Source organism: Chromobacterium sp. Rain0013 (genome assembly GCF_015291765.1).
Classification (GTDB): domain Bacteria; phylum Pseudomonadota; class Gammaproteobacteria; order Burkholderiales; family Chromobacteriaceae; genus Chromobacterium; species Chromobacterium haemolyticum.
Map to the genome: position 1 here is coordinate 1,082,743 of NZ_CP031514.1, position 12,177 is coordinate 1,094,919.

Here is a 12,177-nt window from a genome sequence, read left to right on the forward strand (position 1 = left end):
ATAATTAATATATTTGTAGAAAAAGTTTTACGCGCGACAACGGCGCTAGTCGGCGAGCCGGACTCGCCGCGACGGGGAGAGTCCGCTATCATCCGCGGCGGATGAAAGGCGAGGAAGCAAGATGAGCGATGAACTGCAAATCACCGATTTGGTGGAAGGCGCAGGCAAGGAGGTGGTCAAGGGCGCCTTGATCACCACGCAGTACACCGGTTGGCTGGAAGACGGCACCGAGTTCGATTCGTCCCACGCGAAAGGAAGGCCGTTCCAGTGCGTGATCGGCACGGGCCGCGTGATCAAAGGCTGGGACCAAGGGTTGATGGGCATGAAGGTGGGCGGCAAGCGCCGGCTGTACGTGCCGGCGCGCCTGGCTTACGGCGAGCGTCAGATCGGCGCTCACATCAAGCCCAATTCCAATCTCTTGTTCGAGATCGAGCTGCTGGAAGTGCTGACCCGCGATGATTGAGGCGGCATGGCGAACAACACACCGGCGCTGGGGCCAGGTGTTGTTCGCCATGGTTCTTAGTCCAGCAGTTTCCAGGCCATGCTTTCCCCGGCGCGCAGCGGCACCAGCGCGTCGCCGTCGTAAGGCAACGTGTCCGGCACCGTCCATGCTTGCTTGGCCAGGGTCACGCGCTCTTTGTTGGCCGGCAGACGGTAGAAGGCCGGGCCGTTGAGGCTGGCGAAGGCTTCCAGCTTGTCCAGCGCGCCCGCTGCTTCGAAGGCCTCGGCGTACAGCTCGATGGCGGCGTTGGCGGTGTACATGCCGGCGCAGCCGCAGCTGCTCTCCTTGGCGTGGCGCGCGTGCGGCGCGCTGTCGGTGCCGAGGAAGAACTTGGCGGAGCCGCTGGTGGCGGCCTTGAGCAGCGCCTGGCGGTGCAGCTCGCGCTTGAGTACCGGCAGGCAATAATGATGCGGGCGGATGCCGCCGACGAACAGCGCATTGCGGTTCATCAGCAGGTGGTGGGCGGTGATGGTGGCGGCGACGTTGTCCGGCGCGGCGGCCACGTATTCGGCGGCGTCGCGGGTGGTGATGTGCTCGAACACCACGCGCAGCGAGGGCAGTTTGGCCAGCAAGGGTTGGAACACCTGCTCGATGAAGGCCGCCTCGCGGTCGAACACGTCGATGGCCGGGTCGGTGACTTCGCCGTGAACCAGCAGCGGCAGGCCGGTTTCGGCCATGGTTTCCAGCGCCGGCATGGCTTTGTTGACGTCGGACACGCCGAAGTCCGAATTCGTGGTGGCGCCGGCCGGGTAGAGCTTGACCGCGTGGACGAAGCCGCTGGCCTTGGCCTTGCGGATTTCCGCCGGCGAGGTGTTGTCGGTCAGGTACAGCGTCATCAGCGGCTCGAAGCGGCTGCCGGCCGGGCGCGCGGCCAGGATGCGCTCGCGGTAGGCGGCCGCGGCGTCCACGGTGGTCACCGGCGGCTTGAGATTTGGCATGATGATGGCGCGGCCCATCTGGCGACAGGTGTCGGGTAATACGGCGGCCAGCGCCGCGCCGTCGCGCAGGTGAAGATGCCAGTCATCGGGGCGGATCAGGGTCAGGGTTTGCGTCATGGTCTTGCCTGCGGGTAGCGATGAAAAAGGCGGCGGCCAAAAAGAACCGGTTTACAAGCTGCTGCGTGTCGTGAAACGAGGCACGGTGAGCAGGTCTTCAGAATGCTCATGTACCGTGTGTACATTCCGCTTCTTCAGCCGCTTGCGCGCTGTCTCGCCTTTGCTTGCGAGCTTGTAAACAGGCTCTGAGCCATCAGGGTTATTTCCGTTTCAGCACCATGCGGAATTTGCCTTCCGCCGTGGTGTCCGAGGTTAACAGCGCGTTGCCGGTCTGACGGCAGAAGGCTTCGAAGTCCTTGGGCGCGCCGGGGTCCGTGGCGATCACCTCCAGCACCGCGCCGCTGTCCATTTCCGCCAGCGCCTTCTTGGCGCGCAGGATGGGCAGCGGGCAGTTGAGGCCGGAGAGGTCTATGGTTTTGTCGAAATTCATGGTCCGGCTTCCTCAGCCTTATCAGTTACAATGGAGAGAAGCCCGGCCGCTTGAAATCCGTTCGAGGCCGCATCGCCAACGCGCGGCGGACATTGAGCGGAATACAGGCCTGGTCGGAACTGTCCGCGGCTGCTCCCTAAACCCTAAGTTTACGCGAGTCGCCAAGCCATCCTCAAATCGGTCTTCATCATGTGCGTGATCGCTTTTGCCTATAAGACCCCCGGACTGGGCCAGCTGGTGTTGCTGGCCAACCGGGACGAATACTATGCGCGTCCGACCGAACCGCTGGATTGGTGGCCGCAATATCAGAATACGCTGGGCGGCCGCGACGCCGAGTCCGGCGGCAGCTGGCTGATGGTAGATGGCCGAGGGCGCATTGCCGCGGTGACCAATATCCGCGACGGCCATCCGGTCAAGGCGGAACGCTCGCGCGGGGAGCTGGTGGAGCGTTTCGTCGCCGGCGACGAGGATCCGTTCGCCTTCGCCGATTGGCTGCGCGCCGAGCAAGGCCGCTACGCGCCGTTTAACCTGCTGTTCGGCTATACCTCGGACCTGTTTCATTTCCACAGCCGCGGCGGCCAGATCGCCCGGGTGACGCCGGGCATCCACACCTTGTCCAACGCCACGCTGGACACGCCGTGGTTCAAGAGCGAGCGGCTGGCGGAATATTTGCGCGAGTTTCAGCGCGTGCCCACCGAGGATCAGGCTTTCGTCGCGCTGTCCGACGGCACCCCGGCGCCGCTGGGGCAGTTGCCCAATACGCGCATCGGCTCCGCGCTGGAGCGGGTGCTGTCGCCCATCTTCATAAAAGGCCGCGACTACGGCACCCGCGCGTCCATGCTGCTGACGGTGTCGGCGCGCGGCGACATGCAGTTTTCGGAATTAAGTTGGGGCCTGGCCGGCAGGGAAACCGGCCGCCGCCGTTTCACCTTGCGTCCGGGCCAGCCAAGCGCGGCTCCGGCGCGCTGAACGAGGAGTAGTGATTTGAAGACCTTTGCCGCCATCATCGTGCTGGCCCTGTGCGCCGCGCAGCCGGCGTTGGCCGACAACAAGATCAAGAAGAACATCGATTTCGCGCCGGAAGTGCCGTGGCAGGAGGCCGACTACCAGTTGCCGCCGTATCCGGCGCAGCCGGATTGGATCGCCGTGAGCACTGATAATCTGCAGACCAACCAGTATTTCGTCGACGCCAAGACGCTGAGCGCGGGCGAAGACGGCGTGGTGCGGATGATCGTGCGGGTGAAGAGCCCGGCCGGCGCGGAGAATTTGAGCTTCGAGGGCCTGCTGTGCAATGAGGGCAGCTATCGCGCCTACGCCTTCGGCAACAGCATCGATAAAAACTGGATCCGCTCCAACAAGGCGGTGTGGCGCAAGATTGATCATGACGACAAGCTGCGCCGTTCGCTGCGCGATCTGGCCTGCCCGGACAAGCGCGCGCCGCGCGACGCCGAGGAGGCGATCAAGCGTTTGCGTCAGGGCTGAGGCCGCTGAAAATACAAAGGCCCGCGCCGGATGTCCGGCGCGGGCCTTTTCGCGTCAGGCGCGCAGCGCGCGCCGCCTTTCCCGCCAGGCCGCGTGGCGTTGCGCCAGCGCGTCGAAGTACAGATAGAGCACCGGGGTGATGTAGAGCGTGACCACCTGGGAGAACACCAGGCCGCCCACCACCGCCAGGCCCAGGGGCTGGCGCAGCTCGGCGCCGGCGCCCAGGCCCAGCGCAATGGGCAAAGCGCCCATCAAGGCCGCCAGCGTGGTCATCATGATGGGCCGGAAACGCAGCAGACAGGCGGCGTGGATGGCCTGCTCCGGCGACATGCCCTGCTTACGCTGCGCTTCCAGCGCGAAGTCGATCATCATGATGGCGTTCTTTTTGACGATGCCGATCAACATCAAGATGCCGATGCTGGCGATCACGGTCAGTTCCTGGCCAAACAGCATCAGCGTGCCCAGCGCGCCGATGGCGGCGGAGGGCAGACCGGACAGAATGGTCAGCGGGTGGATATAGCTTTCGTACAGCACCCCCAACAGCACGTAGATCACCGCCACCGCGATGCCCAGCAGCAGGATTTGGCTGCCCTGGGTTTCCTCGAAGGCGGCGGCGTCCCCGCTGTAGCTGGTGGCGATGGACGCGGGCAGGGCGATGCGCTCTTTGAGCTGGCGCAGGTGTTGGTCGGCCTGGCTCAGCGGGATGCCGGGCGCCAGGTTGAAGGACAGCGTCACCGCCTGCAACTGGCCCTGGTGGTTGACCGAGATCGGGCCGACGGTGCGTTCCACCGAGGCGATGCTGGACAGCGGCACCAGTTGGCCGTCGGCGGCGCGAACCCGCAGTCGCGAGAAGTCGAACTCGTTGACCTTGAACGGGTCGTCCGCCTGCAAGATCACCTGATAGTTGTCGCTGGCGGTATAGATGGTGGAAATCTGCCGCTCGCCGAAGGCGCTGTACAGCGCGCTGCGTATGCTCTGGATGTCTACGCCCAGCAGGTTGGCCTTGTCGCGGTCTATGTTCAGCTTGGCTTGCAGGCCCTTGAGCTGGGAGTCGCTGGTGACGTCGCGGAAGATGGGATCGGCCTGCATCCGTTGCAAGAGTTTGTCGGACCAAGTGTTCAGGCTTTCCGCCTGTATGCCCTGCAGAGTGTACTGATAGCGGCTTTTGCTCTGGCGGCCGCCCAGGCGCAGGTTCTGCGTGGGGTTCAGGTAGACACTGAGCCCCGGCACCGCGCGCAGGTCGCGGCGCAGGCTTTCCATGGTCGGCTCCAGTTTGGCGCGTTCGCCGCGCGGTTTGAGCTGGATGAACATGCGGCCGGTGTTGCCGCCGGACAGCGAGGAGGTGGCGAAGGCGACGTTGGGGTTGGCCTGGGTGATGGCGGCGGCGCGTTGCTGCAGTTTGAGCATGGCGTCGTAGGAGATGTCTTGCGCCGCCTCGGTGCTGGCCATGATCTGGCCGGTGTCTTCTGTGGGGAAGAAGCCCTTGGGAATGGTGTTGAACATCAAGGCGGTCAGGACAAAGGTGGACAGCGCGCCGGCCAGGGTCAGGCGGCGATGCTTGAGCGCCAGGTCCAACGTGCGGCGATAGCCGGCCAACACCGCGTCGAAGCCGTTCTCCAGCGCGGCGGCCAGCCGGCCGCGCTGGGCTTGGTGTCCAATCGAGTCGGCGCTGAGAAAGCGCGAGGACAGCAAGGGGATCAGGGTTAGCGACACCGCCGCCGATACCAGCACCGCCAGAGACACCACCACGGCGAATTCGTGGAACAGCAGGCCGATCACGCCCTGCATGAAGAAGATGGGGATGAAGATGGCCACCAGCGACAGCGAAATCGACACGATGGTGAAGGCGATTTCACGCGAGCCCCTCAGCGCCGCCTCCATCGGCGACAAGCCCTCTTCGATGTAACGGACGATGTTTTCCAACATCACGATGGCGTCGTCCACCACCAGGCCCACCGCCAGCGTGATGCCCAGCAGCGAGATATTGTCCAGGCTGTAGCCCAGCCAATACATCAGCCCTATGGTGCCGATCAGCGAGATCGGCAGCGACAGCGCCGGAATCACCGTGGCCGCCATGCGCTGCAGGAACATGAAGATCACCATGATCACCAGCGCGATGGTGAGCAGCAGGGTCAGCTTGACGTCGTGGATGGCTTCGCGGATGGACTGCGAGCGGTCGTTGAGCAGGTTCAGCCGCACCGAGCCGGGCAGCTGCGCCTGAAGTTTCGGCAGCTCCTTGCGGATGGCGTCCACTACCGCCACGGTGTTGGCGTCGCTTTGACGCATCACCGCCAGCACGATGGAGCGCTCGCCGTTGACCCAGCTGCCGGTCTTGAGGTTTTCCACGCTGTCTTCCACCACGGCCACGTCGGACAGTCTTACCGGCAGGCCGTTGCGGCTGGCGATCACCAGCTTGGCGAACTGGGCGGCGTTTTGCAGCTGGCGGTTGGCTTCCACCGTCATCAGTTGCGATTTGCCCTCCAGCGTGCCCACAGGGGTGTTGACGTTGGCCGCGCGGATGCTGGCGGCCACATCGTCCAGCGTCAGATTGCGCGAGGCCAGTTTGCCCGGATCGGCCTTGATCCGCACCGCGTAGCGCTTCTGGCCGAAGATGTTGACCTGGGCCACGCCCTTGAGGGTGGCGATATTGGGCGAGATCCAGTTCTCGGCGTAGTCGTTGAGGTCGGACAGCGACATGGACGGCGAATTGAGCGCCAGCAACAGCACCGGCGAATCCGCCGGGTTGACCTTGCGGTAGGACGGGGTCGAGGTCATTTCCGTCGGCAGCGAACGCTGCGCGCGCAGCAGCGCCGCCTGCACGTCCACCGCCGCGAGGTCGATATTGCGGTCGTTGTCGAACTCCAGCGTGATGGAGGTGCTGCCCAGGGAGCTGGACGAGCTGATCACCGAAATGCCGGGAATGGTGGAAAACTGCTTTTCCAGAGGCGCGGCCACCGAGGAGGCCATGCTGTCCGGGCTGGCGCCGGGCAGGCTGGCGGAGACGTTGATGGTGGGCGTATCGAAGCTGGGCAGCGCGGCGATCGGCAGTTTCTGATAGGCGATCAGGCCGGCCACCACCAGGGACAGGCAAAGCAGCACCGTCATCACCGGACGGCGGATGCAGAGCTCGGAGATTTGCATCATTGGCCTCCGCTGGCCGGGCCGGCCGCGGCCGCGCGCACCTTGTCGCCTGGGCGCAGATTGAGGCCGCCGTTGGACACCACGGCATCGCCGACGCGCAGGCCTTTGACAACGGCTCTTTCCTTATGAATGGCCAGCAGTTCCACCGGTACGTGCTTGACGCTGCCGTCGGCCTGCACCGCGTAGCTGAATTTGCCTTCCGGCCCGGTGAGCAACGCCGCCACCGGAATGGTGGTGGCCTGCTGGTAGCGGCCGGCGCCCAGCGAGACGGTGACGAACTGGCCAGGCCACAGCTTGCCGTCCTGGTTGGAGAACTCCGCTTTCAGCGTGAGCGTACCGTTGGCGCTGTCCACCGCGCTGTCGATGAAGACCAGCTTGCCGTCCACGCTGTCCCCGCTGTCCGGCAGCGTGGCGCGCACTTGCAGCTTGCCGGCGGCCTGGGCCGCGCGCACCGCGCCCAGCTCGCGCTCAGGCAAGGTGAAGGTGGCGTTGATTGGATGAATGCGAGTGATGGTCAGCATCGCCGCGGCCATGCCCGGTTGCGCCAAGGTGCCCGGATAGACGTTGATCACGCCGATGCGTCCGCCGATGGAGGCCCGCAGCGTTTTATAGTCCAGCGCCGCCCGCGCCGCTTCCACTTGGGCGCGGTCGGCGGCGACGGTGGCGCTGAGCGCGTCTGCCTTGGATTGATTGGCGTCCACCACGCTTTGCGAGACGAAGTTCTTCGCCAGCAGGTCGCGGCTGCGCGCCAGGTCGCGTTCGGCGTTTTTCAGCTGCGCCTGGTCACTGAGCGTCTGCGCCTGGGCTTTTTTCAACTGGGCGATTTCCGCCGCCGCGTCCAGCGTGAACAGCAATTGGCCCGGCGCCACGTTTTGGCCTTCCTTGACATGGACTTTGGCCACCACGCCGGAGACCTGAGGCTTGACCTCCACTTTTTCAATGGCGGTGACATTGCCGGTGGCGTTCAGCTCGATCGGCAGATCCTCCGCCGTCACTTTGGCGATGCCAACGGCAATCGGCGGTCGCGCCGCGGTTTTTGCTGCGGCCGCGGTCGTTCTGAAGCCATACCAGCCGGCTAGGCCGGCCGCAGCCAGAGCAAGCGCGGCAGCGCTTGCAACGACTCTTTTATTCATCTTTTATTCTCGCTCTTGGGGCGGGCGCCTAACCCGCCGTGTGGATGCCAGGCGTCGTCCCATCGATACCTGTCGGCGCATGCCGGCATTGCCGCTTGCCGTGGACATGAGTCTGGAGGCGAGCCGCGTTTCCAGGGCGTCCCTCCGCCGCTGGACGCGCGGCCCGGAAGACCGGGCCGGACTCCGTCCGCTCATTGGAATGATAGGGCTGAATAAGCCTTGCGGATCAGGAAGATGCGTTGGCGGCGCGACCTGGGTGCCAGAGGGCTGCGGCCGGAAAGCCGGCGCGGCGCGCGGCATGCGTCCGGTCGAGCTTACTCAAGCCCTTACGTTTTCGCCAAGCGCAAAAGCGTTAATGATTTTGGAAAAAGCCGTTAATTTAAAAATTAGACTGTACTGATATGTCTATGGATTAATTGTATAGGCTGATTTGGCCGGGTCATGAGTAATGCGTATGAGAGCTAATAATTTTTAGAATGCCATGACGGGTAAAGTGAAAAACCACCGCAAAATCAGAAGGCTGTGGCAGCTAATGCGGGAAAGGATAGTCAATTTGCGACTAAAACGTTAAATCGCTTGCCGCAGCGTCGTGCTTAGCACTTGAAGTATTCAAAATCCTCAGCGCATAATGGCCGCCAACCACTCTGGATACAATCGAGTGAAGATTCTGATCGTCCCGCGATATCGACGGGGTCGACAATACTTAGGAGAGTAGGCGAGATGGCTGATAAGAAATCGCTACAGACAATCGCGGCCGCCGTGGCGCTGGCCCTGACTTCCGGCGCGGCCCTGGCCGCCATCGTGCCGCCGGGCACCAAGCTGGCCGCCAAGCAGGAATTGGTGCGCTCCAACGGCTCCGAACCGGAGTCGCTGGACCCGATGGTGGTGGAGGGCGTGCCCGCCAACATCATCACGCATGACCTGTTCGAAGGCCTGACCGCTACCGACAACGAAGGCAAACTGCAGCCCGGCGTGGCCGAATCCTGGAAACAGACCGGGCCCACCACCTGGGTGTTCAAGCTGCGCAAGAACGCCAAATGGTCCGATGGCAGCGGCGTCACCGCCGACGACTTCGTCTACGGCATCCGCCGGCTGGTGGATCCCAAGCTGGCGGCTCCTTATGCAGGTACCTTCGGCATCTTCTTCCAAAACGGCGAGGCGATTGTGGCCGGCAAGAAGCCGGTGACCGCCATTGGCGTCAAGGCTCTGGACAAATACACCGTACAAGTGGATACCGCTTTCCCGGTGTCCTACCTGCCGGAACTGATGTCCAACGCCCAACTGGGCCCCGCGCCCAAGGCGGTGATCGACAAGTTCGGCAAAGACTGGGTCAAGCCGGGCAAGATGGTCAGCAACGGCCCCTTCGTGCTGAAAGACTGGCAAGTCAACAGCAAGGTGGTGATCGAGAAAAACCCGCAGTACTGGAACGCCAAGAACGTGCAGCTGACCCGCGTCAGCTTCCTGCCGATCGAAGACCAGAACGCGGATCAGAAGCTGTATCAGTCCGGTCAGACCGACATGACCTATGAGATCCCGCCGGGCAGCTTCGACAAGCTCAAGAGCACCATGCCCAAGGATCTGAAAACCTCCACCATCCTGGGCCTGCGCTATTACAGCCTGAACAATAAGGATCCGCTGCTGAAGGATGTGCGCGTGCGCAAGGCGCTGTCCATGGTGGTGGACCGCGACCTGATGGCCAAGAAAATCACCGGCGACGGCCAACTGCCGTCCTACAGCGTGATGGTCAAGGGCGTGCACGGCGGCCAGCCCACCAGCTACGACTGGGCGCAATGGCCGATGGCCAAGCGCGTGGACGAGGCCAAGAAGCTGCTGGCCCAAGCCGGCGTCAAGCCGGGCACCACGCTCAAGCTGTCCTACAATACCAGCGACTACCACAAGAAGATGGCCATCTTCGTGGCCTCCGAGTGGAAGAGCAAGCTGGGCTTCAATACCTCCATGGAAAACATGGAGTTCAAAGTCTTCCTGAAGAAACGCCACGACGGCGACTACCAGGTGGCGCGCAACGGCTGGCTGGCCGACTATAACGACGCCACCACCTTCCTGGCGCTGGTTCAGTGCGGCAATACCCAGAACGACAACTTCAACTGCAACAAGAAAGCGGAAGAGTTGATCAAGCAGGGCAATGAAAGCACGGATCAAGCCAAGCGCACCCAACTGCTGACGCAGGCCACCAAACTGGTGATGGACGACTACCCGATGATCCCGGTGCTGCAGTACACGCTGCCGCGCCTGGTGAAACCGTATGTGGGCGGCTACTCGCTGAAGAATCCGGTGGATCGTTACCGCAGCAAGGATCTCTACATCATCCAGCATTGATCGGCCGGCCTCGCGCCGACGCCTGAACGCCTCCAGTCCCTAGCGGGACCGGAGGCGCGCTGGCGGACGCGCGTTAGGCTCTGATCTGAAAACGGGGGCAACCCCGGTGTGTTGAGCGGGCTGCCGTGGCAAACGGGGCCCGCCCGTGACTGTCGGTGTCAATCGCCGTTGGTCCGTCCGCTGCCCGCGCATCGCGCCGGCGCGCGTCGGGCGCGGCGAGTCGGAGTAATTTGCAATGTGGTCCTACACTTTACGACGCGTGCTGTTGACGATTCCCACCGTGTTGGCCGTCATCACCGTCTGTTATCTGCTGCTGCACATGACCCCTGGCGGCCCCTTTGACGGGGAGCGCAAAGTTTCCGAGGCGGTATTGGCCAATTTGCAGGCCAAATACCATCTCAACCTGCCCTTGTGGCAGCAATATCTGTACTACCTGAAGAGCCTGCTGCAAGGCGATCTGGGCGCATCCTTCCGTTATTCGGACTGGAGCGTCAACGACCTGGTGGCCAAGGCGCTGCCGGTGTCGGCGGCCATTGGCGGCAGCGCCATCCTGATCTCGCTGGTGATCGGCGTGGTCCTGGGCATCGTCGCCGCGTTGCGTCAGAACAGCGTGGTGGATTATCTGGTGATGCTGATCAGCAATATGGGCAGCGCCTTTCCGTCCTTCATCATCGGGCCGGTGCTGGTGCTGGTCTTCGCCGTCTCCCTGCAATGGCTGCCGTCCGGCGGCTGGAACGACTTTGATCCCCGCTACATGATTCTGCCGGTGGCGCTGCTGACCTTCATCAACGTGGCCACCATAGGCCGGGTGATGCGCGGCAGCCTGATCGAGGTGCTGGGCAGCAACTTCATCCGCACCGCGCGCGCCAAGGGCCTGCCGATGCGCACCATCATCGTTCGCCACGCATTGAAGCCGGCCTTGATGCCGGTGGTGACCTTGCTGGGGCCGCTGACCATTTCCTCGATCACCTCCGCCGTGGTCACCGAGTCCATCTTCTCCTTGCCCGGCCTGGGCAAGCTCATCGTCAACGGCGCGGCCAACCGCGACTACACGCTGGTGCTGGGCCTGGTGGTGCTGGTGACTGTGATTGCCGTGTTGCTCAATCTGCTGGTCGACCTGGCTTACGCCTTCCTCGATCCCAAGATTCGCTATTGACGCGCGTGACCGCGAAGGATTTCCCATGTTGAGAAGCAAACAGAAGCAAGCGGCGATCGCGCTGGAGACCCGTCTGGACGATGCCGCCGTTGAAGGCCGCAGCCCGTGGCGCGATGCGCGCATCCGCTTTTTCCGCAATCGCGCGGCCGTGGTCAGTCTGATCATCCTGTCGCTGATCGTGCTGGCCTGTATCTTTGGGCCGATGTTCCTGCCCCATACCTATGACGACACGGACTGGGACGCCATCAGCCTGGCGCCCACCTGGCAGGGCATGCACTGGTTCGGCACCGACGACTTGGGCCGGGACCTCCTGGTGCGCACCCTGATAGGCGGCCGCATCTCGCTGATGGTGGGCGCGCTGGCTACCGTCGCCGCGGTGATCATAGGCGTGTTGTGGGGCGCCAGCGCCGGCTTCCTCGGAGGCAAGATAGATAACCTGATGATGCGCATCGTGGACATGATGTACGCGGTCCCCTATCTGCTGATCGCCATTCTGATGGTGACCCTGTTGGGCCGCGAGTTTTATCTGGTGGTGCTGACCATCACCATCCTGGCCTGGATGGACATGGCCCGGGTGGTGCGCGGCCAGACGCTGTCGATCAAGTCCAAGGAATATGTGGAGGCCGCGCGCGCCATCGGCGTGTCAACCGCCAACATCATCGCCCGTCACATCGTGCCCAATTTGCTGGGCATTGTGGTGATCTACACTACGGTAACGGTGCCGGGGGTGATTCTGACCGAATCGGTGCTGTCCTTCCTGGGCCTGGGCGTGCAAGAGCCGATGACCAGCTGGGGCGTTTTGATCGGCGACGGCACCAAAACCATGGAAACCCAGCCCTGGCAGCTATTGTTCCCCGCCGGCATGTTGTCGCTGACGCTGTACTGCGCCAACTATATCGGCGACGGCCTGCGCGACGCGCTGGACCCGAAAGATCGATGAG

The 12,177-nt window shown here is 63.2% G+C and carries 10 protein-coding genes; 6 read left to right on the plus strand and 4 right to left on the minus strand.

Translation table 11 applies throughout. The annotated features are described in order from the left end of the window. Positions 1-121: 121 nt before the first annotated feature. Positions 122-463, plus strand: coding sequence for an FKBP-type peptidyl-prolyl cis-trans isomerase (locus DXT74_RS05145; protein WP_043634959.1), 342 nt, complete (start codon positions 122-124; stop codon positions 461-463). Positions 464-519: 56 nt separating this feature from the next. Here DXT74_RS05145 and pyrC read toward each other — a convergent pair whose 3' ends face one another. Beyond that, positions 520-1,557: a dihydroorotase gene (pyrC, locus tag DXT74_RS05150; RefSeq protein WP_043634962.1), complete on the minus strand. Its 1,038-nt coding sequence runs from the start codon at positions 1,555-1,557 to the stop codon at positions 520-522. Between the two features lie 199 nt (positions 1,558-1,756). Continuing rightward, a complete protein-coding gene (locus tag DXT74_RS05155) occupies positions 1,757-1,987 on the minus strand; it encodes a sulfurtransferase TusA family protein (protein ID WP_043589636.1) in 231 nt (76 codons plus the stop codon). A 189-nt stretch (positions 1,988-2,176) separates the two neighbouring features. On the opposite strand from DXT74_RS05155, the gene DXT74_RS05160 reads away from it, so the two are divergent. Together DXT74_RS05160 and DXT74_RS05165 are read left to right on the plus strand one after the other, a co-directional pair. Next, positions 2,177-2,956, plus strand: a complete 780-nt coding sequence (locus tag DXT74_RS05160; protein WP_043634964.1) for an NRDE family protein — start codon at positions 2,177-2,179, stop codon at positions 2,954-2,956. Positions 2,957-2,971: 15 nt separating this feature from the next. Further along, positions 2,972-3,469: a CNP1-like family protein gene (locus tag DXT74_RS05165; RefSeq protein ID WP_052370411.1), complete on the plus strand. Its 498-nt coding sequence runs from the start codon at positions 2,972-2,974 to the stop codon at positions 3,467-3,469. Between the two features lie 54 nt (positions 3,470-3,523). Here DXT74_RS05165 and DXT74_RS05170 read toward each other — a convergent pair whose 3' ends face one another. Both DXT74_RS05170 and DXT74_RS05175 read right to left on the minus strand, forming a co-directional pair. Then, a complete protein-coding gene (locus tag DXT74_RS05170) occupies positions 3,524-6,613 on the minus strand; it encodes an efflux RND transporter permease subunit (protein WP_231138276.1) in 3,090 nt (1,029 codons plus the stop codon). Beyond that, positions 6,610-7,743 (minus strand): efflux RND transporter periplasmic adaptor subunit, encoded by a 1,134-nt coding sequence (locus tag DXT74_RS05175; protein WP_194427453.1) that lies wholly within the window; start codon positions 7,741-7,743, stop codon positions 6,610-6,612. Before DXT74_RS05175 ends, DXT74_RS05170 begins: the two co-directional genes overlap by 4 nt. A gap of 720 nt (positions 7,744-8,463) precedes the next feature. On the opposite strand from DXT74_RS05175, the gene DXT74_RS05180 reads away from it, so the two are divergent. From DXT74_RS05180 to DXT74_RS05190, 3 genes are all read left to right on the plus strand, one after another. After that, positions 8,464-10,080 carry a peptide ABC transporter substrate-binding protein gene (locus DXT74_RS05180; protein ID WP_043634975.1) on the plus strand — a complete coding sequence of 539 codons (1,617 nt, stop codon included), beginning with the start codon at positions 8,464-8,466 and terminating at the stop codon, positions 10,078-10,080. 235 nt (positions 10,081-10,315) lie between these two features. Beyond that, positions 10,316-11,236, plus strand: a complete 921-nt coding sequence (gene oppB, locus DXT74_RS05185; RefSeq protein WP_194427454.1) for an oligopeptide ABC transporter permease OppB — start codon at positions 10,316-10,318, stop codon at positions 11,234-11,236. Between the two features lie 25 nt (positions 11,237-11,261). Then, positions 11,262-12,176 carry an ABC transporter permease subunit gene (locus tag DXT74_RS05190; RefSeq protein ID WP_043634982.1) on the plus strand — a complete coding sequence of 305 codons (915 nt, stop codon included), beginning with the start codon at positions 11,262-11,264 and terminating at the stop codon, positions 12,174-12,176. Position 12,177 lies beyond the last annotated feature (1 nt).

Excerpts from the sequence above, each read along its gene's own strand:
- DXT74_RS05145 (WP_043634959.1), top strand. The coding sequence starts at position 122 with ATGAGCGATGAACTGCAAATCACCGATTTGGTGGAAGGCGCAGGCAAG.
- DXT74_RS05170 (WP_231138276.1), bottom strand. The coding sequence starts at position 6,613 with ATGATGCAAATCTCCGAGCTCTGCATCCGCCGTCCGGTGATGACGGTG.
- DXT74_RS05175 (WP_194427453.1), bottom strand. The coding sequence starts at position 7,743 with ATGAATAAAAGAGTCGTTGCAAGCGCTGCCGCGCTTGCTCTGGCTGCG.
- DXT74_RS05190 (WP_043634982.1), top strand. The coding sequence starts at position 11,262 with ATGTTGAGAAGCAAACAGAAGCAAGCGGCGATCGCGCTGGAGACCCGT.
- DXT74_RS05155 (WP_043589636.1), bottom strand. The coding sequence starts at position 1,987 with ATGAATTTCGACAAAACCATAGACCTCTCCGGCCTCAACTGCCCGCTG.
- DXT74_RS05160 (WP_043634964.1), top strand. The coding sequence starts at position 2,177 with ATGTGCGTGATCGCTTTTGCCTATAAGACCCCCGGACTGGGCCAGCTG.
- oppB (WP_194427454.1), top strand. The coding sequence starts at position 10,316 with ATGTGGTCCTACACTTTACGACGCGTGCTGTTGACGATTCCCACCGTG.
- pyrC (WP_043634962.1), bottom strand. The coding sequence starts at position 1,557 with ATGACGCAAACCCTGACCCTGATCCGCCCCGATGACTGGCATCTTCAC.
- DXT74_RS05180 (WP_043634975.1), top strand. The coding sequence starts at position 8,464 with ATGGCTGATAAGAAATCGCTACAGACAATCGCGGCCGCCGTGGCGCTG.